General features: G+C 45.3%; 19 protein-coding genes. 5 read left to right on the top strand and 14 right to left on the bottom strand.

Features of this window, described 5'->3' with window-relative positions:
- Nucleotides 1-2: 2 nt before the first annotated feature.
- Together SIB73_RS13340 and SIB73_RS13345 are read left to right on the top strand one after the other, a co-directional pair.
- Nucleotides 3-728 (top strand): hypothetical protein, encoded by a 726-nt coding sequence (locus SIB73_RS13340; protein WP_413404381.1) that lies wholly within the window; start codon nucleotides 3-5, stop codon nucleotides 726-728.
- Entirely contained in the window at nucleotides 728-1,786 is a 1,059-nt protein-coding gene (locus SIB73_RS13345; RefSeq protein ID WP_413404379.1) for a hypothetical protein, read from the top strand. The genes SIB73_RS13340 and SIB73_RS13345 overlap by 1 nt, the downstream gene beginning before the upstream one ends.
- Here the strand turns inward: SIB73_RS13345 and SIB73_RS13350 are convergent.
- The 6 genes from SIB73_RS13350 to SIB73_RS13375 form a co-directional block, all read right to left on the bottom strand.
- Nucleotides 1,767-2,711 (bottom strand): sulfotransferase, encoded by a 945-nt coding sequence (locus SIB73_RS13350; protein ID WP_413404378.1) that lies wholly within the window; start codon nucleotides 2,709-2,711, stop codon nucleotides 1,767-1,769. The two genes, SIB73_RS13345 and SIB73_RS13350, sit on opposite strands and share 20 nt — an antisense overlap.
- Nucleotides 2,712-2,737: 26 nt before the next feature.
- Complete coding sequence (locus SIB73_RS13355) at nucleotides 2,738-3,688, bottom strand: calcium-binding protein (RefSeq protein ID WP_413404376.1); 951 nt, start codon at nucleotides 3,686-3,688, stop codon at nucleotides 2,738-2,740.
- A 30-nt stretch (nucleotides 3,689-3,718) separates the two neighbouring features.
- Nucleotides 3,719-4,939 (bottom strand): sulfotransferase domain-containing protein, encoded by a 1,221-nt coding sequence (locus SIB73_RS13360; protein WP_413439625.1) that lies wholly within the window; start codon nucleotides 4,937-4,939, stop codon nucleotides 3,719-3,721.
- A gap of 227 nt (nucleotides 4,940-5,166) precedes the next feature.
- Nucleotides 5,167-6,294: a tetratricopeptide repeat protein gene (locus tag SIB73_RS13365; RefSeq protein WP_413404372.1), complete on the bottom strand. Its 1,128-nt coding sequence runs from the start codon at nucleotides 6,292-6,294 to the stop codon at nucleotides 5,167-5,169.
- The gene (locus tag SIB73_RS13370) at nucleotides 6,291-7,766 is read right to left on the bottom strand and encodes a glycosyltransferase family 61 protein (RefSeq protein WP_413404371.1); all 1,476 of its coding nucleotides are present in this window, start codon (nucleotides 7,764-7,766) and stop codon (nucleotides 6,291-6,293) included. Before SIB73_RS13370 ends, SIB73_RS13365 begins: the two co-directional genes overlap by 4 nt.
- Nucleotides 7,763-8,764: a glycosyltransferase family 2 protein gene (locus SIB73_RS13375; RefSeq protein WP_413439626.1), complete on the bottom strand. Its 1,002-nt coding sequence runs from the start codon at nucleotides 8,762-8,764 to the stop codon at nucleotides 7,763-7,765. Before SIB73_RS13375 ends, SIB73_RS13370 begins: the two co-directional genes overlap by 4 nt.
- Before the next feature lie 158 nt (nucleotides 8,765-8,922).
- Here SIB73_RS13375 and SIB73_RS13380 point away from each other — a divergent pair, with 158 nt between their 5' ends.
- Both SIB73_RS13380 and SIB73_RS13385 read left to right on the top strand, forming a co-directional pair.
- On the top strand, nucleotides 8,923-9,885 hold the full coding sequence (locus tag SIB73_RS13380; protein ID WP_413404367.1) for a hypothetical protein: 963 nt from the start codon (nucleotides 8,923-8,925) through the stop codon (nucleotides 9,883-9,885).
- Nucleotides 9,886-9,899: 14 nt separating this feature from the next.
- Nucleotides 9,900-10,781: a hypothetical protein gene (locus SIB73_RS13385; RefSeq protein WP_413404366.1), complete on the top strand. Its 882-nt coding sequence runs from the start codon at nucleotides 9,900-9,902 to the stop codon at nucleotides 10,779-10,781.
- 4 nt (nucleotides 10,782-10,785) lie between these two features.
- Here the strand turns inward: SIB73_RS13385 and SIB73_RS13390 are convergent, their stop codons facing one another.
- Nucleotides 10,786-12,453 carry a hypothetical protein gene (locus tag SIB73_RS13390; RefSeq protein WP_413404364.1) on the bottom strand — a complete coding sequence of 556 codons (1,668 nt, stop codon included), beginning with the start codon at nucleotides 12,451-12,453 and terminating at the stop codon, nucleotides 10,786-10,788.
- A gap of 191 nt (nucleotides 12,454-12,644) precedes the next feature.
- On the opposite strand from SIB73_RS13390, the gene SIB73_RS13395 reads away from it, so the two are divergent.
- The gene (locus SIB73_RS13395; protein WP_413404363.1) at nucleotides 12,645-14,618 is read left to right on the top strand and encodes a glycosyltransferase; all 1,974 of its coding nucleotides are present in this window, start codon (nucleotides 12,645-12,647) and stop codon (nucleotides 14,616-14,618) included.
- 336 nt (nucleotides 14,619-14,954) lie between these two features.
- On the opposite strand, the gene SIB73_RS13400 is transcribed toward SIB73_RS13395, so the two are convergent.
- From SIB73_RS13400 to SIB73_RS13430, 7 genes are all read right to left on the bottom strand, one after another.
- The gene (locus tag SIB73_RS13400) at nucleotides 14,955-15,746 is read right to left on the bottom strand and encodes a sulfotransferase domain-containing protein (RefSeq protein WP_413404362.1); all 792 of its coding nucleotides are present in this window, start codon (nucleotides 15,744-15,746) and stop codon (nucleotides 14,955-14,957) included.
- On the bottom strand, nucleotides 15,743-19,462 hold the full coding sequence (locus tag SIB73_RS13405) for a glycosyltransferase (protein WP_413404361.1): 3,720 nt from the start codon (nucleotides 19,460-19,462) through the stop codon (nucleotides 15,743-15,745). Before SIB73_RS13405 ends, SIB73_RS13400 begins: the two co-directional genes overlap by 4 nt.
- Before the next feature lie 237 nt (nucleotides 19,463-19,699).
- Complete coding sequence (locus tag SIB73_RS13410; RefSeq protein WP_413404359.1) at nucleotides 19,700-20,698, bottom strand: hypothetical protein; 999 nt, start codon at nucleotides 20,696-20,698, stop codon at nucleotides 19,700-19,702.
- The gene (locus tag SIB73_RS13415; RefSeq protein WP_413404357.1) at nucleotides 20,674-21,621 is read right to left on the bottom strand and encodes a hypothetical protein; all 948 of its coding nucleotides are present in this window, start codon (nucleotides 21,619-21,621) and stop codon (nucleotides 20,674-20,676) included. Before SIB73_RS13415 ends, SIB73_RS13410 begins: the two co-directional genes overlap by 25 nt.
- Nucleotides 21,622-21,650: 29 nt before the next feature.
- Entirely contained in the window at nucleotides 21,651-22,766 is a 1,116-nt protein-coding gene (locus SIB73_RS13420; protein WP_413404355.1) for a polysaccharide pyruvyl transferase family protein, read from the bottom strand.
- Between the two features lie 1,181 nt (nucleotides 22,767-23,947).
- On the bottom strand, nucleotides 23,948-24,097 hold the full coding sequence (locus tag SIB73_RS13425; RefSeq protein ID WP_413404353.1) for a hypothetical protein: 150 nt from the start codon (nucleotides 24,095-24,097) through the stop codon (nucleotides 23,948-23,950).
- Complete coding sequence (locus tag SIB73_RS13430; protein ID WP_413439795.1) at nucleotides 24,052-24,270, bottom strand: hypothetical protein; 219 nt, start codon at nucleotides 24,268-24,270, stop codon at nucleotides 24,052-24,054. Before SIB73_RS13430 ends, SIB73_RS13425 begins: the two co-directional genes overlap by 46 nt.
- Nucleotides 24,271-24,576: the final 306 nt, after the last annotated feature.

Below are 24,576 nucleotides of genomic sequence, written 5' to 3' on the forward strand. Positions count from 1 at the left end.
GCTTGGTTGGTAAAAATCCTGTGACCAGCTTTGCCGTTCACACCCTTCCGGTGGCTGAACAGTTAAGGAAACAACTGCATTTGCAGCGTATTACTGGCAGCAGTGAAGGCCAGGCTTTTGCCTCTGCGGTGGCTGAAGCCATTGGCCTTCCACTTGAATCTCTGCATGAGTACGTGGGGCCCTACCCCCTCTTCAGGCCTGGACATGACAACAGTACAGACACCCACCAGCGTTTTTACGGCCAACATTCCCAACAGAGTGGTTTGTATGAAGCCCTTTGCAGGCGTGTGGTCCGCTTGATCGGTGAGCCCTGCTATGTGCAGCAGATCCCCACATACCGCTTTGGTTTACCCGACAACCGCTGGGTTGGAAATTTTCATCGAGACTCTGATTTCGGGCATAGCCGCTACGAACTCAATGCGATCTGCGCATTAACGCCGATGTGGGGAAGTTCAGCTTTACATGTGGAGAGAAGTGATGCTTCCCGCGAGTTTGAGCCAATGGAGCTTCAAGTCGGTGAAGTGATTCTTTTTGATCACATCGATCGGTTACATGGCTGTCCTATTAATCGTGAAGGTGTGTCCGTGGCAAGTATTGATTTCCGTTTCGTACTGGCTCGTTTTGCGCAGGATGCGTTCTGTTCGAAAGCCACCAGCATTAATACCGGTACACCATTCCTCCCTGGTCATTATTTCAGTAAAGAGCCGCTTACTGATGAGCTGTACTGATGGGTATTCAGCTCCGCCTTAAGCAAGAACTACGTCGTGGAATTCAGCAAGTTTATGGCTGTTGGCAACGTTGTTTGGTCCCTTTTCGTTTACCTCGCGAACGTGAAAAGCTGGCCGCAATAAATGCTCTGGAGCGAGTGCATGAATCACAGCTGCCAGAGGGTTTCCAACATGGGGTTGAGAAACTTGTGTTGTTTTCTCATTACCACCCTCGAGGTTGGCTTCAGCGCTGTATTCGGCGTGAATTGGCTGATTTGCGGGCTCGCGGTTGGCCAGTGCTCTTGCTGACTGGAAGCCTTGATTCAGATGCTCTGTCGTGGTGCGACAAAAATGGAATTGGTTGGTTGCGACGCCACAATGAGGGTCGAGATTTTGGAGCTTTTCAGGATGGATGGCTCTGGCTGCAGCATCGGCATTTTGGATCTGCTCTTGAGCAACTGATACTTCTCAACGACAGCGTCTATCCGGTGGTGGATTTAGAGGCCACCAGTTGGCCAAGCTTTGTGGACTATCAGGGCGAGGAAGTTTTGGGTTTCAGTGATTGTTTTCAGAATGCTTATCACTTGCAGAGTTATGGTTTGCATTTACCTAAAGCTGTGATTCAGCAGCCTTGGTGGGATTCTTTTTGGCGAGCCTATCGTGGTTGGGGTGGTATGTCAGTGGCGATTAGAGAAGGGGAAATCGGTTTGTCTCAGCTGCTCTTGAATCAAGGTATTGCGTTACGGGCCTTGCATCCGGTGAGTCAGCTGAGGGGGCAGATTGCAAGCCGTGAGTTGTTAGAAAAGCTGCAGCACTATTGTTCGGAGCCGGCGGCTGTATGGATTCAGCAACAGTTGTTAAGCACAGGATTGAGTTCTCTTAATTTTTACTCAACAGCTCATTATTGGGCTATTCCTCTTTTAATGGATGGCTGCCCTTTCATCAAGAGATGGCTTTTGGAAAGCAACGAAAAGCAGATGCTCGACCCCCTTTTGCTGGCAGGTGGCAAGGCTGGATTGGTTGATCCTCAAGAGTTGCAGGATTACTTGCGTCCTCCGGTTATAGGTTTCGCCAACTGAGTAAACGCTCAGCTGCCAAAGATTCGCCAAGATGAGCACGTCTTTTTGCTTCTAGTACTAGAAGTTCGTTGCTCAGTTTTGGAGTATTTTCAAGCCATTGTTGCACAGACTGGATTAAATCTTCCTGCACATCCTTCAAAGTTTTGCTGCCTTGAAGACTTGCATAAAACAAATGGCCTAATTCGAGCCAATCTCTGGGTAATTGCGATAAGTGATTTGTTGCGAGTTTTGCTGGTTTACAGATCAAATTTCGTTGGGGCTGCTGCCTAACCAGCAAGCCTTCGTTTTCCCATTGCTGAAGGATGGGCTGCAAGGTGTCCAGGGGGTTTTTGACTAAATATTCAAATGAAATGACGGGCCAATTACTAATTAGAGGGTTGATGTTGCGGCATTTAACCAACTCAAGATTGTAGCGCATCCATAATGCAAAACCCTTCAAGGGTGACATGTCATCTCTATTGCGCTCCAGCAAGGAAGACACCACAGCATTGGGATTGCGAATAATGGCGATGCCATACCTCAATGCATTTTGTTCAAGATATGGAGCGAGCAAGGGCAACGTCCGGCAAAGACGGGGATCTTTGAGAGCCAATAGACCTGTTGAAGTTGAATGCTGAACACTGCTTCTAGTGCTTGTGCACCATTGATTCAGCTGGTTTTGAAGTTCTTGGCCGATTTGTTCTTTAACTTCGGGAGCTTCATTGAGCTGCAATGGCCAGCTGGCATCCCATAACCCACCTGCGATTCTGAGCAGGTGTTCATTCAAATCGACCAGTTCAGCGGGTTCCTGAAATCCATCCGGGTTGTCACTTGCTGCTGCGAGCAAATTTGAAGGTAGGCCGACCCCATGGCCTTGAAGAGCTCGAACACAAAAAGAAGTTCCGCTGCGGTGCATTCCAAGCACCCACAGCGGAACATGAAACATAATTAATGAATCACTTGGTAAATAATTCAGACGAATTCAACGTCGTCGTCGTCAATGACTTCACCTTCGGAAACAATCGTGGTGCTACCTGACTGATCACCTGAGAGATTAATGGTGATTGAGTTCGTGCCTAAACCATCAATATCGACAAGTCCCTCGAGATCACCATCAAGTTGAATTTTGTCATCTCCGGAAACATCGAAGTCAGTGATCACCTTGAGCTGATCACCCTGAAGCTGGTCGATAGTGAAGTATGCAACATCATCACCTTCTCCCAAGGTAGCTAAGTCGTCACCGGATCCGAGACGGACAATGTCATTTCCTGCTCCAGCATTGACAACATCATCGCCTGCACCAGCGCGGATGAAGTCGCTGCCTTGGCTACCTCCGATCTCGTCATCGGCTGCACCAGTGTTGACGTAGAAATCAAATTCGTCGGTTGCGTTGCTGGGAGCTGCGTCGGCAATCGTGTTACCGGAGAAGGTTTCGGTACTGGTATCAACCTTGGAGCCGTCTGTGATGGCACCCTCTAGGTTGGCAACCACTGAGCCCTGGTAATTTTCATCGATTTGGAAAGTTGAACCCGATCCAGCGAGCGGATTACCGTTTGCATCTACAGCGTTACTAATTTCAACAACTGCATCACCATCGCCTACAACAATGATGTCAGCACCCTCAGTACCAGCGGCGATATTAACGACGCCTGTGCTTGGGGCAACAACTTCAACTGGATCATTGACGTTCGCGTTGGGATCAGTAACGACAATGGATTCACCGCTGCTGGCTTCTGTAGTCGTTCCTGCTGGAGGCTGTACCGACGTGTCTACTGAGATAGGAGCGATAGAGGTGATGAAGGCAGACACGGCTATCAATAATCTGTCAATAGATAATAAAGGTAGGTAATCCGCTTTGTCACTCGGCCAATTTTGAAGCTGGTTCGGATCTGCTGGTTTTATGCAGAAACGGCTTCTACCCATCAGCGCTTCGGGTAGAAACTGTTGCTGTGACTACGTTTTCGGATGATTGGCAAGAACCAGGGTTTGCTGACATTGAGCCTGCAGGAAGTGCTCGAGGCGCTGATGCAGGTCTACTGGCAGCGCTTCTGAAGCCGATGGATTCACATTTAACGGCCGCCAGTGCTCGAGCCAAGGGCGTGCATCCCCCTTTTTGCCGAGAAATTCGAGAAGACGATTGAGCTCTTCTCCTGGATTCTTGAAAAGCCGGTCGCTGGAGAGTAGCAATGGTGCATTGGCAGGTAGGGCATGCCGCCAGCGTTGCCAGTGAAGGTCGTAGCAGCTGTCCTGCAGGGCGCCAGTGCCAATGCGTGGGTGATTGGCCAGCTGTTTTGCGTTAAGTAGCTCTAGTTGATCGAGTTCCTGTTCCAGCCAGTGGGCCACGCTGCCATCAAGGCCCTCCAGCCGCTGAAGATGTTGCACCCAGCTCACAGCGCGTGCGACAGGGTTTCTCAGCAGCACCACCAGCTTGGCTTTTGGCATCAGTTGAGCAACACGTTCGGGGGTGTCAGGATTGCTGAAATAATTTGGTGTGGCTTCGCCTCGCATGATGTTGGCGTCGTTTTGAAATCTTGGGAACTGGGCGAAGTACCACTCACTCCCAAATTCGAATCGTCCATCAAAAAAATGTAACTCCTTGCGAGGGTGACACCAGATATTTGGTACGTGATCCAGCCAGCGCAAAGTGGCAGTTGTCCCTCCTTTGGGCGTTCCTAGGATTAGAAAATCAGGTGGTGTGGGTTCGTCTTCAGGCGGTGAAAGCTTGTCTTGAAAATTTTTAATTTCTAAGCGCGCTCCTCGACGGGACTCGGCGATGGAACGCGTGATTTCGCCTTGTTTTGAGAGGTAATGAGCATGAAATTGCGCCACGATTGCTCTGTGAGGCTGAAGCTCGCTAAGCCCTTGGTAGAAACTCACCAGTTCGGGGAGAAGCTTGTCCGAGCAACGTGTGAACTGAAGTTCGTTGTGGATAACAAACGGTTCTGGATCTGATGTGAGCGTCGCTAGATACCAGGTCGCTGCTTTGTCGAAGTTGCCGGAGGATCGATAGAGCTGAGCTAACCGATAGGCCGCCTCCGGTTGGCCTCCAGGCAGTGCCGAGGCCTTGATTAGGTGTCTTTCGGCAGCTTCTAAATCACCTATTCGATGTTCAACTTTGCCGCGCAGCAGCCATTCGGCGGCCCCGGCGTCGTTCCACTTCAGCTGGCTGAGCAATGCGTTGGCTAGTTCTGCTCGACGTTGTTGTAAAAGCCAGGACGAGATAGCAATCGCGCTGCCTTTGCGTTCCCCAACACATACAGATTTTTCGAGAAGCAGGGGGAGCCAACGATCAATCCTCGCCCAGTGATTTGCTGCAGCCTGAGCCTTAAGCAGCTTTAAGAGATTTGCGTGGCTGAGTTTTCCTTCACGCGCAGACTTTCGATAGTCACTCCAGTGCGTGCTCATTCACTTTGCTCCTGCTCGCGCCAAAAGGGGACCTCATCAATGGCCTCGAGCCTTCTGTTGACGTCTCCATGCCGTTGCTCATCCCAGACCGGCCAACTTTTGATCAGTAAAGGCTGCGCCAACGTCTCGAATAAGTTTTGAGCTTTGAGTTGAAGCCATAAGGGATCAGGGCTGGCAATCAACCAGAGCCTCAAGGTTTGATGACTTAGTTCGGTGGAATTCTGTTCGCTGAGGTATTCGTACCAACTGCTCAGCAGGGCGGTGTTTTCAAAACCGATCAGAGCAAGACTCGTGCAACCCTTCCACCATTGCGGCTCGGGTCCATCTTGGATTTGAGCACTGGCCAATTCAGATAGGGGGGTGCCATCCAGTAGCGCAAGAGAGCGTTTTGCTCCAAGGGTTTTGAGTGCCTTGCGTTGCAGGCGTGGGGCGAAGTTGTGGTCTGGGTTGCGATCGAGCACTTGGCTGGCGTAGTGGAAAGCGACGGCAGGTTGTTCTTTTCTCAGAGCCTGTTGGCCTAGGCGCATCAGGGGCCAGGCATAGGTTGGCTGCATCGCATGGCTGCGTTGCCACCACGGCTCTGCTTCATCAAATCGTTGTTGTTGTTCCAGCAAATCAGCAATGGCCAGACAAACCTGAATCGTGGGGGTTTCGCCTCGCTGCTTGATCCATCCCAGCAGTGGGTCCAACAGTTCCAGAGCCTGCGAACTGCGCTTGTTTTGCTGCCAGAGTCGCAAGAGATCCAACAAATCAGCAATCTCAACACTGGGCGGGCTTTTCAACAACTGCTTTTGCATCGTTGCGGCCTGCTCCAAGTCGCCCTTCTGAATCAGCAGAGTGAGTTGAAGCCAGCTGAGGGATTCTTTGCCACAGGTTGTGCTTACCAGGGTTGCTGCTTGATCGATTTCGCCGACCCCACTCCAGATCGTGGCCAGGGCGCTACGTAATTCTTCTGCAGGGGGGGGGAGCAGGCTCCAGGTCTGCCAAGTTACAGCTGCTTCGGCATCGCCGCAGGCTCGGCGCCAGCGAGCAACTCTTTCGAATGGCTCAGGCGCTGGTTCGGATTGTTCTGCCAGGTCATGAAGGGCCTGGACCAGATCGGAGGGCAACGCTGATTTGCTCATGCTGTCCAAGATGCCAGGGCTTCTGCAGCGGGGCTCGCTCCCCGGCGTAGATCGATGGGAAAGGACAAGGGTCCTTCATACAGCAACTCCTGCAGTGGTAAGGGTGTTGGAGCTGCTTCCAGTCGATGGTGGAGTAGTCGTCGGTGTTTGATCAGGTCGTTGAAGTAAGTGGGTTGATAGGCGGGATTGACCAGTTCCAGAATTTCTGTGCCAGGGCTTGCGGCGATCAGGTTTGCCATGGCAGCACCATGCGGTGCGATCACTCTGTTGCTTCTCGCCACTTGGTGTAGTTGGTTCAAAACACTGCCTTGCTTCATCAGGTCGACACCATTTTTTTGCCGATGCTGTGTTTCCTCTAAGACGGCACGGCGAACGGCACCTGCACGGCCTAGCCAGAGGGAACTTTGTTCTGGCTGCTCTGCTACCGCCCAGAATTGTTCCAGCCATTTCATGTTGGCGGTTGAGGGCCTGCCGAAGTAGGCCGCAAAGCTCGGCACCAGCAAAGTGTTTGCTTGCAGGTGATCGTCGCTTGGCAACAGTCGCTCGGAAGGTATTCCTAAGCGCGTGAGGCTTTCCTTCACGTAGGGGCTTTCGCCACCGTTATGCCAGAGACGCAGTTTGGGCCAGCGCTCAATAGCGGCCTTCCAGATTCGTCCCAGGCGGGGAAGTAATTCCAGCTGCCAATGGAAATACATTTCTCCTGATAATTCAGCCACAGCAAGCACTGGGCCCTCCACCTGCAGCGGCGGTGGCGACTGTTTGGCGGCTGCATCCAGAAGATGGCGGCTTGTCTGCTCAAAGACTTGTTGATACGGACAGTTCGGCCAGGGCCAGGGGTAATGGCGGCTGAGCGATGTCTGCAGAGTGCCTTTCTGATCCCAGACACCGACTCCATGGCTGTGGTGCCAAGGGTTGCGCCGGCGTTGCGCGAGGATTCGCCCCCCTGAGATGGCATGGATGTGGAGCTCCGGATCGGCCGGCCTTGGCTTGGTTTGGCAGATCTCACAGGAGCAGGGCACCTGAGGCCAGAACTCCAGTTCTTCAGGTGGTGGAGCCAGCCAGTGGGCGCCTGTGACATACCCCAGGCGTGCATGGAGGCTGGCGAGTTGGTGATCCAGTTGTGGGTCATGGCCGCAGCTCCAGGCTCTTTCCAGTAACTGCACCGCCCGACTTGGGACTTCCTGCAACGCAAGGCTTCCCCAGCCACGCAGCAACATCCCCAGTTGATTCACCTCCGCTTCGCCGGGGGCATGGCTAAGCAGACTGTGGGCAAGGCTGATGGCTTGACGGCGGATTGGAGCGATGGCATCTGCACTGAGGGTTGCCTCTGCTGTTTTGAGGTGACTCCGGACAGCTGCCTCATCGATCAGCAAAAGCTGCCGCCAGATTTTCAGGGTTGCTAGCGGCCGTCCGGCTTCCAGATCAACGAGGGCCTGAGCATGGTCTGCGCAGGCTGTGGCCTGACAGGTCATCTCGACAATAAAAGCGGTTCGGCCTGTTGCCAGAACTTGTTGCTAAGCAGCTGGTCGCGATCGAAGAGCTCACCGATGCGGGCACTGCTGCGGGCCATCACTTCAATCAGATGCACGGGCCGACGCACCAAGGGATAAGGACATTCTTTCAGGGCCAGTTGCAGCAGCTCCAGGGCAAACTCTTGATCGCCGGCCTGCCAGGCTTGCCAAACCGCCCAGGTGGTGGTGCTGTAACGCTGCTCCTGTGCCCAGCCATCGCTGGAGGGAAGGATCTTGAGATGGCGGTTCATCACTTCGAGGAGGCCTTCTAATTGAGGCCGCAGGTGACCACTGGCATTGCCGCTGTGGATGCGATAACGCACCAACTCTTTCTTAATCCAGTCACCTTTATGTCCGGCAGCCGCCAGCCTTAGGAGTAGATCCACATCTTCAGAATGCCTCAATTGCTGGTCGAATCCTCCAACGGCAAGCAGTGCGTGGCGGCGAATGGTCCAGGCACTGGGCAATACCGATTTCTGTTCCATGCATTGCCTCCAGCTGAATCCTGCTGTTTCTTCCCAGGGATTCACATTGTGAAGTAGCTCGCCTCTGGCATTGCACCGCCACCATCCTCCCTGGACATGACTTAGTTCTGGCCGTTTGGTGAGCACCTGCAGTGGCAGGCTCAATCGGCCAGGTAAGGGTCGATCGTCTGCATCCAGAAATGCAATCAGCTCCGATCTGCTGGCAGCAATACCATCGTTACGTGCTGTCGACACTCCACGACTGCTACTCTGCAGCAACTGCCAACGGTCCTGAGGCCAGTGGGCACAAAGGCGCTGAAGCAATTCGGCACTTCCGTCATGGCTTCCATCGTCTATGGCGATCAGCTCAAAGCCTGTGTGCCATTCGCGTACTAGTGCTGCCAACAGAGCCGGTAGCCAGTTTGAGGCATTGCGCATCGGCAGCACCACGCTGATGGTTGAGGCCACACAAATTGCGTAAAGATACCAGCCCATGTTCTCAGGTCTGAGATGATCTTCAAATCGTGTAAGGGTGCATGCCTCGATCCAACAGACGCCGAGCCAATCGCCGATCGGCAGCTGAAAAAAAGCCAACCCGGCGTGCTTCTCTGCCTGAAAGTTCTAAAACAAGCGGGACTGATATCAATCAATCCATGAAGCTGCCCACATCGGAAATCGATGGCTCGGCTGCAGATCGTTACTACGCGATGGCTGAGGAGATGAACACCCGCGGGGCGATGGAGCTGGCAGTTCCCTTCTATCGCCAAACAGTGGCCCTCTTGCTAGCAGAACGTCAGGCGTTTCAGCAGCAGTTGGGAGCATCGGCGACCAACTCAGTGGGTGCTGGCTTGCCCATGGATGCATTGAATGGCTTGCTCAAAGCAGCGGAAACGATCGGGCAAGCAAAGGAGAATAAGTCGGCTGAGTCTTCCACTGAGGCTGCATTTGCAAGGCCTTCAATAGAGATACAAATCGCTGAATTGTCAGCCGAGCTCAGTAAAGAGAATGCCTTGCAAGTGATGGCAGGCCTGCGCGCATTGTCGGAATCCAATGGAGGGAAGCTGCCGGCAACCGGTTTGAGCCTGTTAGGAAAAGCCCAGATGCTCTTAGGCAATGCCACAGATGGTCTGAAAAGTTTTGAAGCGGCTTCTTCTGTAGCTCCGGATGATCGTGAGATACAGATTAATGTCGGAGCCGCTCGCCTTGTCCAGGGTGATGTTGAAGGCGCTCTTGATCAGCTAAGGGGTGTGTGGTCTGAAGGATTTGACAACCTTCAGAGCAGAAGCCAGCAACCATTATTGCGCAATCTTTCAGCTGCTGAGGCCAAATCAGGCTTCCTGGCCGGTGCTCTCCAGCTCCGATTGAAATGGTTCCAGTTGAATCCTCAGGCCAATCCGCTTGAGCGCTGGCTTTGTTGGGCCAAACAAGGCCTTGAGGGCAGCGAGAAGGACAGCTCTTTACGCATGGCGGCGTTAGCTTTACTGGAAGCATTGCAGAAGGCTCAACCGGAAGACCTCAATCTGTTGCAGCATTTGGCTGATGCGCTTGAGGATCAGGGTGATTACCGCGAGGCATCGCTGCTCTACCAGCAGCTGTTAAGACCTCAGCAAACTTGAAAAGAGAGATTCCTATGACTTCGACAACCAGTACAACATTGGCTCTAAAGGAGCTGGACGGACTGATTCAGCAGCAACAGTTCGCCGCAGCGCGTCCTACTGCTGAGGCATTAGTGCAGCAGGCGCCAACCACTCCTGGTGTAATGGAGCGCGCGATCCTGGTGCTGCGTCAGCTGGGTGATTGGGCTGCTTTGACTCAATTGTTGTTGGAAGCACGTAATCGCTATCAGCTTTGGCCCCATGGCAGTGACCTGATGATGGGCCAGGGGATGGTGGAGTTGAACCAATGGGATCAGGCCATTCCTTATTTGGAGTTGGCCGTCAACAATGAAAGCGATGGAGGCTGGCCGCACCATTTTCTTGGTAAGGCTTTCAGGCATACCGGTCGGCTGGAAGAAGCGCTGGAGCAACAACGCAAGGCGGCTGAGCAGTTGCCGGATTTTGCTTGGGCTCCGTTTGAAGCCGCTCAAGTGCTGATGGAATTGCAGCAGCAACAATTGGCGGTGCTTGAGCTGCAGGAAGCTCGCCGCCGCCATGGTGAGCCCCATGCTGTAATCGAAGAACAATGGCAAAAACTGCAGCCTTTGGTGATGCTGAATCGAGTGGAACAGCTTCAAGCGCGTGGCGAATTATCTGAGGCATTTTCGGTGCTACGTCAGGCGTTGATCCATTCACCGGATGATGAGGTGCTGAACTCCAAGCTGCCCGATCTGTTGACGTTTATCGGCAATGACTCATCTCAGACAGATCCTGAAGAAGTGAATACTTCCGCTTTGGAACAAGAGTTGAATTCGATTGAAGCTCTGTTGGATCAGCTTGAAGCTGAATCGAAAGGTTTTGTAGAACCAACTCAATCTTTAAAGAGCGTTGTTAATGGAGAAATGTCGTATTTCTAAAATATTAAACGCTCTTAGATTTAGAGCTGAGGGCTTTAAAGCGGCGAAGACTTTTTTGCTGTCTTAGCAAGAGTTGAATGAGGTGTGGAATCTCTGTGATTTGCTCTTTATTCCCTTGCTTCGTCTGAGGCGATGCCAAAAATAATTTCAGTAATTTGGATTTGATGCGCTGCAGTTGTTCTTGTTGTAACGGGCTAATGGTGTTCGCACGTTCTTGTTGTAACGGGTTAATGGTGTTCGCAGATTCCATTTTCTTCTGCAAGTCTCGATTTTCCAAAAAATAATATTCTAGCTCTTCTTGTACCTTATTAAGCTGTAGAAGTGTTAATTCTGTTTCTTCACGAGCTTCTTTGCACTCGCTATTGCGCATTTCGAGTTGCCGTTGCAGCTGATTGAATTCATTGATGCGCGTGTCGAGTTGCCGTTGCAGCTGATTGATTTCGTTGTTGCCCGTTTCGAGTTTCTTCTGCAAGTCTCGATTTTCCAAAAAATAATATTCTAGCTCTTCTTGTACCTGATTAAGCTGTAGAAGTGTTAATTCTGTTTCTTCACGATCTTCTTTGCACTCGCTATTGCGCATTTCGAGTTGCCGTTGCAGCTGATTGAATTCGTTGATGCGCGTGTCGAGTTGCCTTTGCAGCTGATTGATTTCGTTGTTGCCCGTTTCGAGTTTCTTCTGCAAGTCTCGATTTTCCAAAAAATAATATTCTAGCTCTTCTTGTACCTGATTAAGCTGTAGAAGTGTTAATTCTGTTTCTTCACGAGCTTCTTTGCACTCGCTATTGCGCATTTCGAGTTGCCGTTGCAGCTGATTGATTTCGTTGTTGCCCGTTTCGAGTTGCAGTTGCAGCTGATTGAATTCGTTGATGCGCGTGTCGAGTTGCCGTTGCAGCTGATTGATTTCGTTGTTGCCCGTTTCGAGTTGCAGTTGCAGCTGATTGAATTCGTTGTTGCGCGTGTCGAGTTGCCGTTGCAGCTGATTGAATTTGTTGTTGCGCGTGTCGAGTTGCTGCTGCAGCCGATTGAATTCGTTGTTGCGCGTGTCGAGTTGCTGCTGCAGCCGATTGAATTTGTTGTTGCGCGTGTCGAGTTGCTGCTGCAGCCGATTGAATTCGTTGTTGCGCGTGTCGAGTTGCTGCTGCAGCCGATTGAATTTGTTGTTGCGCGTGTCGAGTTGCTGCTGCAGCCGATTGAATTCGTTGTTGCGCGTGTCGAGTTGCTGCTGCAGCCGATTGAATTCGTTGTTGTGCGTGTCGAGTTGCTGTTGCAGTTGCTCAATTTCTTGTTTCGGTACGTCCTTGCTTTCCAGGAAGAGTTTTTCAAACTCTTCTTGAACTTGATGAAGCTGGAGGAGATTTAGCTCTGCTTCTTCTTTGGATTCTATGAGTTCGCTTTCACGAATCTTAAGTTGATTGCTCAAACGCTCAATTTCGTTCTTCGAGTCTTCTAGTTTTTGACTGTTGACAGTCTTTAGATCCTGATTATTACTTGTCAGCTCTGAATCTTTTCTTTTCCAAATGGCTATGAGGATAGCTAGCACAACCACTGAGGCAGCGATTTCCCATTGAGTTGTGCTCAATACGGAGGTGGCCCTCTCGAAGTTTTGTGCCCAGTTTTTTGGCTCTGTCAAGGCTGCATGGAGGAGTTGTTGCGCTTTGTCAAATTCTACCATTAGGACTCAACTACTTTCCACATTATCTATTCTTATCAAGTTGAATGATGAGGTGATCTCAGATCCTGCAGCATTCATACGCATCTCCTTGGTTGCCGTTTTGCTCAAGAAGGCTGGACTCGGCATGTTGTCAAATATTTGATCAGGACTTGGGTTGGTGGCAAAAATGGAGGTTGTAATTTCTGGTTCGTTTGGATTTGCTAATCCAGCCCTGGCAAAAGTTGTATGAGGCTGCGGTATTTGCCGTTGAACACGAGCACTGGTTAGCGGCTGAGCCGCTTTTGAAGCAGGTGTTGGAACAGGTTCCTAGTCATGCTGCTGCGCACCATCTACTTGGCAAGGTTTTACGCGCCAATGATCAGCTTGAAGACGCATTGGCTGCGCAACAACGCAGTTGTGAGCTCGATCCCAGTCTTGGTTGGAACTGGTTTGCCGCTGGAGAATTGCTGCTGGAGCTCAATTGCTGGGGACAATCTGTTCAGGCGTTTGAGCATGCGCTGGCCGCGATGCCTTCGGAAGGCTGGATTCGCAATCAATTGGCTTCAGCCCGTTGGTTGCAGCAATCCCGAGGTGAACACCTCGCGGATGGCATTGGACCCTACACCTATCGCTATTGGATTAAGCATCACGAGCCTCGCCTTCCCCCTGCCAGCGTATGCATGAACGAGCAGTTCTGGTCGTTAGCTCCATATGGCGAAGGCCAAATATCTTTGCGAGCCTTGCACAGTGATGCGTCATTTCAGCCAACGCCAGCACCTCTAGGTAAGTCGCCATGGCCTGCGAATGGTTGGCTGGTGTTGCTGGCAGAAGGTGCTTCGCTGCGGCCCGGTGCCCTGCAGGCCGTGGAGAACTGGCTAGCTGGTCAGTTGCCTCTGCAAGGGGACGTTCAACCGATTAGCCACCACAGCGACCTCAGCCAAACACCGGTGCAACAGCCGGACTTGATTTATGCCGATGAAGATCGACTTGATTTCAAGGGGAGACGGATTGATCCTTGGTTCAAGCCTGGCTGGGTAGAGGAAAGCTTTTGGAGTAGTCCTTGGCTGAGCGGTTTCAGCCTTTGGCGGATGAGCTGGCTGCGTGATAAGGAATTGCCATTACCTCCTTCCGATTCACAAGGAATATGGAATTGGATGCTTGTGGCACTTGAACAACAACCGAAAATTAGACACATCCCACTGATTCTTGTTCACGCCGGCCCCTCCAAAGAACTCTCACCAGCACCCTTGAAGCGTTATTTGGAGCGACGAGGAGAACGGATTAAATCTGTGCAACTCCATACGCAATTATCAGGATGTTTTCAATTACAATGGCAATTACCTAAAAGCTATAGCTGCTCAGTGATCATCCCCACGCGTAATGGGGCCGGTTTATTGGATAAGTGTCTGACAAGCCTGTGGAGCAGCACAGCACAGTCAAGACAAAGTGGTCTTGAGTTGGAGATAATTGTTGTTGACAACGGATCAGATGAAGCTGCCATATTTGCATTGTTTAAGCAATGGAGGGAGAGAATTCAGGTGTTGCGTTGTAACGAGCCTTTCAATTGGAGCCGTTTAAATAATTTGGCTGCGGCTCAGGCTAAGGGTGCATTGTTACTTTTTCTTAATAACGATGTTGAGGCTATCAATTCTGGTTGGATTGAAGCGATGGCGGCACAGGCCTTTCGACCGAGTGTAGGTGCTGTTGGTGCGTTGTTGCTCTATCCAGATGGAACGATTCAGCATGGAGGGGTTGTGGTAGGGATGAATAACTCTGCTGATCATGCTTATAGAAATCTGAATCCAAAACATAATGTGCATCGCGGCCGTAGTCGCTTGCTCACTGGATGGGGTGCTGTGACTGGTGCTTGTTTAATGATTCGCAAGGAGTTGTTGGAAAGGCTAGGCGGTTTGGATGAGGGACTACCGGTCGAATTTAATGATGTGGATCTCTGCGTTAGACTTTCACAATTAGGTTACAGCTGCATCATCCCAGATAATGTTGTACTCACGCATCATGAAAGTCAAAGTAGGGGATCACATGAGTCTGCTACTGCTCAATTAGCTCTTGATCGGTATCGTGGCCGGTGGAATAGATGCTGTAATTTTCTACAGCCATGGTGGCCACCTCAAAGTGAGCGATGTTGTTCTGATGGACGACCCCTTGGGCTCAAATGGATTACTTGATTAATCTTAAATAGAATTTTTTTGTTGTATTCTTATGAAATGCACATTAGCAAGTATTTATTTAATATATATGCTATAACGATTTCGAGATTAAAAGGGTTAATCATGACCTGAAGCGGCTTTAAAAGCAAATGATTCAAAAAATTAAAAATAGCAGTCATAAAATGCATAAGGCGAGGTGTTGTTTATAAATTTATTTGCTCAAATCAAGTGACGCGTATTAATTAAACAGAAACATGCATGCTCATGCATCAGCCGCAATCAGGTGCAAAGTTAAAAAATTAAATCATTTAATTGAATGCATACGCAATGTTTTTTAAGAATTAACGAAAAGTCTTAAGTCCCATATGGAAAGCTCTCCCAGTGAGAAAGCGATAATCCTGTCAAAGCTTCAACCTTGTCTTTTTGATCAAGCAGTTTGTAGTGAAGTTCTTTGAGATCACGCAAGGGTATAGAAACAGACTTCACGGCGCCGCTTGTTGAGTCACTAATTTGAAAATCAAGACTATCTAACTTATCGTTTTGTATAGGCACAAGTCCACGATTTACTTTATTCGAGGTCTTATACTTACTTTGAGAAATATTAAGAAATTCGGTAGCTTTTAAAATAAAAGAGTCTGAGTTTGCCGACAACTCCTCTTGTTGCAAGAATAAGAATTGATGCCTTTGGTAATCATAAGTTTCTAGCCAATTTTGGATACCGTCAGCATAAAAGCTTGAATAAAGAGGAGAAAGTTGTCTATTGGAAGCACCCGCGGACAAAATACTACAATCAGTAGGATAACGATCCCTTCTCCAATTGTGGATAAAAAATGAAACTGCTTTTTCGAGAGGATGCCTAAGGCAGACTATAAACAAGGGGGTATTAGGTACGAACTTTTTGATATTACGAGGGGCTATCGAAGATTGAAGATAAGTCGTAGAGCCTTCACCTATGCGCTTCGCTGCAGATAAAAAATATTTATCACAATAATCACGATAATCGTTTTGATTGATACAATCTTTGTTAAAGAAGAAAAGTTCCTTTGGATTAGAGAAAAAAACTTCTCTGTGCTTTAGCAAAATAGTTGAAAGATAGGTGGTACCGGTTTTTTGTGCACCAATTAAAAAAAAGTTGGGTTGATTCATTTATTCGTATTGTTAATCGCAATGGAAGAATTAATACGGTTAACATAGCAGCAGGTAATCTCTGTAATCGCCTTGGCAGCTGAACCGTTAACAATATTGGTAATCAATTTATTAGTGGGGGCATCAACGGTAGATTTACTCGAGAAGCCAACAAAATTTGCATCCTCCTTGCATGTGCGTGTTATCTCATCGATTACCCAAGGCATATTTTGTAGTAACTCAATTGGCTGCATCAAAATGCAAAGATCAAAACGATTTGAGGGATTTTCTAACCTAAAGTCTTTGGATTTATAAAGCGAAGAATCAAGTGTTGGTAAGCGTGGACCTTGAAAATGAATGTCAAATAATTTTTTGAGTGAGTTAATGTCACCTATAATAAGAGCTAGAAGTCTTCTATTCAATAAATTAGAATTCACAAGTTGTTTCCAAATCAAGCGCTCTTGTGAAGTAGAACTGCATGAACGGCATACTGTTGACGAATCAGTAGCATTATGGTGTGACTCGCAAATATTACAAATCCACCTCTTGCCCTCAATCAATGTGTTGACTAACTTCAAATCGTCATAAGACGATGGATGAAAAGCACTGGTATTGCAATTGATGCGCGCGTAAACACTTGGATTGCTCTTGTTCCACACCGAAATGTTGTCAAGTATATATTTGTGTTTCCAGCCCTTGGAAGATGCATACAGTCCATATTCAACGTCCGTATGATTATGAGGCAGGGTATATGAAAAACCACCAATAGAGTCATACATACGTCGATTAATTGCGAACAAACCACCCTGAATTTGGTTGAATTGAACATCAGGATTGGCTATTACAAATTCTTGAGCCCTTATCTTTGTAAAAAAGTCAGCTTCTTGTATTTGGCGTCCTGAGAGATAATTAGGATTGTAAGTCATTGTCCCAACCAAGCCGATCTTAGGAGATTGTGGTTCATTTATTCTTTTTGAGAATAAATATTCCCAACCATGATCTAGAGCCATGCCCTCTTTGCCGCAAACATATATAAAGACCGGATTATTGCTTAGATCCAGACAGATATTTGTGCCTGGGCCAACAAAATTATTTGTGGAACAAAATTTAATCGTAAAATTTGGATAGATTTTATATAAGGCGTAGAGATATTCAACAGTTGAAGATTCACTCGCGTTATCACAAATAACCAAATGAAAAGGTGCAGTAGTATATTTATATAATCTATCTATTACCTCAGCCAACTCTCTTAGATTGTTCCAGGATACTATACCTATATCAACTTCGTCATTTGTCCACACAGACAATGCCTTGTCTATTGTAGTGACAACATCGTGATTTTTTTGCGAAGCAAATCGAGCATTTTTTCTTAAATTATATAAAGAATCAGTCGTTAAATTCTGAATTTTTGAGATTGATTCAGCAATGTCTTTTTCATTTGGATTACATAAAAAACCATTAAATCCGTTTTTGATCAAGCTTGGAATTCCAGATACACTGGTTGTTAAACAAGGAATTCCAGAAGCCATTGCCTCTATTATCGCAGTAGGTATTCCATCCATATCTCCGTTGTTTGCTCTAATGCAAGGACAACAGAAAAGTGATGTTTTACTCAAGACCCTAACTAGTTCTTCACGACTTTCAATTCTACCCATTAACTGTACATTGTTGAGATCTAGATTACGTATAAGCTGAATACAAGACTCCTCTAGCTCTCCGTAGCCATATATTAAAAAGGATACATTAGGGCAAAACTTTGCCGCTTTTATTAGCAACTCTATTCCTTTTTTTTCAACAAATCTACTTATAGATACAACAGTAAATTCAGATCTCACTTGATCAGGAAAAATTTTAATACTTGAAAAATATGACGTGTCGATGGAATTAGGCAGGATTGTAACTTTGTCATCCGGACAACCCTGATCAATCAAGCAATCAATATGGTAGGAGGAAAGTGTAAAGATCTTGACAAGAAGGTTACTCTTGCTCCACTCAGACAACTTATTCTCCTTAACGGAATCGTATTTAAAGATATCCTGAGCATGTGCAGTACATGTGAATCTAGTATTTGATTGCTTGCATGCTGGCCAAACAAAATTCGAAACAGTTGGATGTATAAAGTGGGCATGAATTAGATTTATTTTTCGCTCAATAATAAGTTTGGCAAGTTGCTCGGGAGACCTGACATTTGTCACAGGAAATCCCAGGTCTGGATCAAAGTCTGGATAAGGAGAGCCTTTGCAAAATATTTCTACATGTATGCCTCTTTTTTTTAGTTCTTGAAGCTCATTCAATACCCAAGTCTCAGAAGGAACAGGAAAATGCCAACAAAAATAACCCAATCTAAATTCATTTGAATCACCTGCATTAAGCCTGGGCTGAGCAGCTTCTCTCCTGAATACTACATCTTTAGAAAACAACTCTTTAGGCAAAATTTTAAAACTTTTAATAACATCTTTAGTAATCTCATGGAGTTCTTTCTGATAATTTTTCATAGAATAAACTTCTGCCGATTCAATACATATTCTGCTTAATTCTAGAAATTGGTTACTGTCGTAACTTAATAATTCAGTAAGATATTTGATTGAGCTTTTTACTACGTCATGGTCAAGAATAAATCCATTTTTATTGTGTTCAATAAGCGTAGGTGGACAACCCAAATTACGAACAAATACTGGGACACCACTACGCAAAGCTTCAACCACGGTGCGGCCAAAGGATTCAGCAAATAAGGATATTGAAAATAAAATATCGTTATTACTAAAGGCAAGATTAGGATCAGTAAGATAGCCGCAAAAATGTAAATTTGTAATATTCTCTTGATTGCATTGGATGATTATTTCTTCAGTGACATCAGTACTAGGGCCGTATATGTTGAACTCAATATTAAGATTGAGTTCATCGCATTTTTTAGCTATTTCAAAGAAATCATATATGCCTTTCTTTTTAAGGTTGGAGCTTATAATGCAACAACGTAATCTGCCCGGCTGATATGAAATTTCCCTATTCAAATAAGAATTGCTGCCAAAAGTGTTGTTTAATACTTTCTTCCTAGATTGCCCTGTATGTCCTTCGAATGCTTTATATGTGTATTCAGAATTCATAATTAGTACATCAGCCAGTTCAGATGTTCTTTTGCACCAATCTTTTGCATTAATATTGAATGCTTCACACAATTTAGGATCCTGTAAAGGCAGCTCTCTTACATGAATTAAGGAAGGAATATTAGAATTTTTTGCAGCTTTTGCAGGCTCAGGTAAGGTAATTGTATTGATATACATTATGTCTATATGTTCGTCTTTTATTATTTTTTCAAATATTTTCACATAATCTGTGTTTAAGCTTAGTGATCTTGAGACTTTATAATCTAATTCTATGACTTTTGCTGAGATTTTTGCAATTTCTCTTATCATTACCCTGGAACTATTCCAGGGCACTATAGATATGGTCCTATAGCCGAGTCTGAAATAAGCATTTACCAGGTCTAAGTAGCTTCTTTCTCCTCCAAATATATTTTCGCCACACAAGTGAGCAACTATTGCGACTGTAAATTTACTGTTCGTTAGTATGATGTTATTTGGCTTGGATGATGATTCAAGTTTTATTCGATAAGATTTTATCCGCTCTGCAGTGGATGTTTTTATATCTTCTAAGGCCGATTGAATTTTTAATTTATGTGCTCTTTTGTCGAATATCCATTCATTTTGTTTTTCACATACAGAGAGTTTCTTTAACATATTTTTAAAGTCTCTCCTCACTATATCATGCTGTGTGCTTTGAAGACCGAAGACCTGCGTTGAAATTTTGAGTATTCAAAGCGACTTAACGGGGTGGGATGGGCAATATATGCAATACAAAAAATCTGAAAAATCTAAAATATATATCTAATCTTCTTTAATATGCATCTGGCAATTTTATTAACACGAGTCATGTAGATTTCAATCAATTGACAGCTTACATACTCTAAAAACTAATCAACAATAATCGCTTGTGTTTATTTTTTGAATTGCTTTTTGAACTATTTCATATCTTTCAAGACAATCTTTTGGATTAAACTTAGCGCCATCATAATTTTTAAGATATTGGCCAGAGAAGATTGCCTCTAAATCTTCTCCATATTTTGAAACAAGCTCAGTATTGGAAGATGCAAAGTGTGCGCTTATCATGCTGCTGATTTTACTGTCCATCAAGTAGTCAAGCTTCATTGGAGGTATATTAAACTCTTTTTTAATGTATTTTATCAACTTTAATGGTTCAATTCCATGTATTCTGCAAGCATTAATGCAAGCATTCATGGTAAAATCGTCCAAAGAGATATTAACGTTGTGCTGTGGGTTTTGTTCTATAAATGAATTTGAAATGTTAATTTGGCTCATGAAATCATTCACAATATTTTTATCTTTAAAAAGTATGCCTTGAAAAGGTCTGACAATAATATTGCTTTTAGGGATTTTCTTGTATGCGTCTATTATTCGCAGCCAGTTTCCAAAATCTTTTTTCAAGCAATGTCCTACATAGTCGTTCATATCATAAACTTTATGCTTAATACCCCATTGTTTCCATGCAGAGTGGATAAATTCAACTTGATTTCGCACATAGATGATAATTTCAATACTTGAAAAATATTTACTGGCTCCTGAAAAAAGATTTGCATAATGGTCTATATAGTTTAATTTGCATAGCCCTTCGGTTGCAAATATGCACGATTCACCTTCACTCATTGACAGGGAAAGATTGCGAAAAATTACACACATGTCACTATAATCCGTGCTTTGTAGTTTTGACAGCATGCGTGAGTGTGATGTCGCAAGGTTAATATCCCTACCAAAATTTTTGTCTACGTATATAAGTTGATTTAACTTAAAAAGCCTAGCTCTATTGAAAAATAATAATCCTTGAATTGCAGATGAACCGCACTTAGGGCCACCCAGAAATAATATTAATTTCTTCATCGTTCTAAGATCTCTTCCCATAGATCAAAAAAGGATGGGCTGGGGTTAAGTGCTTTTCGCTTTAAATAAGGGTAATAATAAAAATTAGGAGCTTCACTATCAGGAGATATAGAACTTAGGTAACGCTCAGCACAGCTGGTAATTACAAAATCAGGGCGAATATCTGATACGATTTCATCATGAAAATATCTTGTCCTCATAAAAATAATTTTGTTAAAAATTAAAGATAAAGATTCTAATTGTTGGCGCATAAATGAATCACCAAAAATAAGTAGTTTAGAGTCAATCAAGCCTATTTGGCTAGCAATGATTTCAATAATTCCTTCGTTGCCGGAGCTAATGCCATTATTGGCTTTTTTAAAAAGTGATGAATCGCTATAAATAGCATGACATTTAATCAATTCTTCACAAGGAGGTACTAGCTTTCTACCCAAATCACCAATGTATTTTTTATTCATGACTTGGTTTTCTATGCCTTCGAGTCGTCGCTTATTAAGAAGTATTTGATCTTGATCAAATAACAATCTGGAGCTTGTAATTGATTTGGTCGCAGCTATACGACCTTCTGGGGATAAATGGGTATCGGTTTTTAACCAGCAATTAGGATCTGCTAATTCCTTCAGCAAATATTCAGTAGTTGTGCTGATGTCAGGGTATTGTTGAAGATAGCAGTCTAAAAAAAGAGATTTTAAATTATACGGCAAAAGTTCTTGGTGTTGAGAAAAGGCAACACATTTATCGGGGAAGATAAGATTTATAAAAGGTATTTTTAGTTTCTCGCAGTGGCGTTTTCTTGACTTTAGGTTTCTTGCATAAATGCTTGCATTCTTCTTAATTTTTTTTTCCTTCTTGTTGAAACTTTCCTCAGAGAATAATTCGAATACTGAATGGTTTCCCCCTTCTAAAAACAGGATCTTGTCTTTGGTTTCAAATACGTCGTTCATGTTTTAATTTTTTGATGAATAAGTAAATTTCAGGCCAACGAAGTTGGAACATCATTTAAGCGAAAAAAATCTTTGAAGTCCGAAAAATATAATTTTTGTCTATGATTGAAAGCTTCGATATCTATCCTTTGTCGTAATTCAGCAAAATCATAAGTTGTCATTGATAATATTTCTTCAGAGCTTATATTAGGAATAGAAGCTTTTCGTGACATTTCCATCGTCCGTTGATCGTGTGTAACAAGCATTGAAGGTGTTCCAGCAAGTAACGATGTGATTACACCATGGAGACGTGTGCCGAGTACAAAACTTTTATTGGCGCAATATGCAATCCAATCTGAAACTGATCCGAAATATTTGACATGCTTTGTAGCCCATTTCTGACTATCTTCAATCGTGTATGGATGAAAGAGTGGAGACAAATACTCTAAATCTTTTTTGACTTGATTGCCATTCTTAAAGCGCATCATTGGCAATTCTGTTTGAACCACTAAGTCCGTTTCTTGTTCAATACAATTTTTGACCATATGTTTTGCAAGAATCATCCTTTTATCAAGAATTTTTCTTGAAAAATCCTTAGCCGGTATAGTTGCATTCATGCTTATTTTGTTGTCATGAAGAATTATAGGTTTATTTTGTATTGCAGCAGGATGGTCTACATGCCATAGTAGTGAAGGACAGCCGGTAACAATTACATTATGTATGCCGTAGTTTGCAAGAACTTCGGCAGTAAAATTTCCTCGGACTGAAATATAATTGGAGCTATCCGAAATTAGTTTTAAATATTTAACTGTGTTTTCATTAAGCTCTGGAATATTGTTGTCAATCGATTGTGCACCCAGTCCACAAATTACAACCGAGGTATTTAATTTCTTCAATTGTTGTAATTGTAAGCCAAGATCAACTCTCGGTTGAAGCCAATTAGCTGCTGCGATAACTATGCCATCACAACCAGTAGAGTCAAACTTCTTGCGGCTTGGAATTTGCATGCTATTTGCAGGGAAACCACCTTTCAAGACTCGCTGCATTGCAGATCCGAATACCATGTTGCCCGCGTTATTGCCTAATGCCGAGAGAAATTCTTTCTCATTTTTAGACCAGTAATAGCCTTGATTTTGATTGAGAGTTAGCAGATAAGGTTTTTGCATTTGCCGAAAAATGAGCGAGGTGGGCGCGTGGTTTTTAATTGATTGGCAAAATACTACTTACATTTTACCATGCAAGTGGTATAGGTGGATCAGTGATATTTTATTAGTAGCTTGAGTAAGATTATTCAGCAGGCCAATTAATCCTCAGGCCTAGAAATTATAACTTCGTGCGCAAAGATCTTGCTTGAGTTGTTTTGTGCTAAAAAAATGCAAACAATTGCGAGCTTCTGCAGCAAAAGTATTTTCATTGCACGCAAATTCAAGCGCAGTTGAATGTATCTAGGCTGCGTTCTGTGTTCGCCCAGGCTGTCTAGGCTGCGGCAATCCGCATAAGTTTCTTGTTTTGCAAGTGATTTGTATTTTATTCAAAGCTATTGTTGAAAATGTATGCAATCGCCTGAAGAGTATTTTGCTTTTTTAAGCGTGAATCATGCTCTGAGCATCGCATTGGTCTAGGTCGGGCATTTTGCACTCTTGTGCGGATTTTAATCAAAAGGTATGGTTTGTCAATATATTGAGGCGCTTAAGTCTGTTAACTCGAAAAGTGCCGACTTAGGGTGAATTGTACATTGAATGACCTATTGGCAGTTGCATATGTATATAATAATGCTTTAATTGTAAGCTCTTTCCGTGGACGCTTGAAGTCGGGTTGGCTTATTCTTCCCTTGTGAGATTCCTTGTTTGAAATATTTCAATCTTCGAAATGACTATAGGCAAATATGTAGAATCAAGTGTTAATAGATTGCGCACTTGCCGGGAAATCTTTGAAAGATCATGTCAATCTTCGCAGGAATCGCATGTGACTTCAGCCCTCTCTGTCTCTCACTTGCCAAAGTCTGATGACCGCCGCTTTCGCCTATTCAGTTTGAGCGACTCCCGTATCTACCTTCAAGTGGAGTCGCATTCGTTCCGCCAGATCCAGCCAATTGAGAACACTCTCGTGAAACTGTTCGAACATAAAATGTCATCTGTGCCCACCACAGCATCCTTGATGCTGGTGGCCTCAGTCTATCTCTTGCTTCCACTAAGGCCGTTCGCCTGATGCGCAGCCTCATGGTTGGTCCCGAGCTAACTGATTGCTCCCACTTTGGAATTAAGAATGACCAATTGCGCGCTCTTCCTTAGATAATCGTGGCAGATATGGATCACGGGAGCTTCATGGGTGTAGTTGCTGTAGGACTTTAAGGTAAACCGAGAATCGTCAATCGCTTTCCGTTCACCCTGCTGAACAGCTTCTTTACCACCAAGCGTTCAATGCGGTGACGTTGTTCGGTATTGACGGCCATCACATTCTCCCAGTAGTCCCCACCACCTCCGGCTGATCCAAGCACCGGCAGAGATAAAGCATATTGAGGTTGTCTTGTTGGGAACAGCTGCCACAAAAAACATAGCGAGCATTTAAGTATTTAGGGCCGATATTGCTGTCTGTACCATTCGCTCGTTTTGCCTTTTCTGCATGCGGTCTGCTGGCCTCGCAGAAAGCAGTGATTGAATTGTCGTACAGAGTCGCTGCGCCAGAAAGATATTGGAATTGAGACTGGAATGATTACCCTTTCTGCTAGAAACCCCCTTGATTTGAGAGCCTCGATAATGCTCGTTGATCATCACCATTACTGGCTGCTTACAAATGGGTTATGGTCTTAGTAGTCGTTTGCACTTGAAGGTGGCTTTTCTCCACCTGATTGTCTTAAAGTTAATTGCCAAACCCCCTTAATGTCCACGCTTTGCTGACTCGAGCAGATTGCTGGACTGTCTAGCACTTAGACCCTTTGTCTTAGGGAGTTTGTCTATAGTAATGGGTATCATGTCG

Origin of the sequence: Synechococcus sp. MIT S9509 (assembly GCF_047303035.1) — a bacterium.
Lineage (GTDB): Bacteria > Cyanobacteriota > Cyanobacteriia > PCC-6307 > Cyanobiaceae > Synechococcus_C.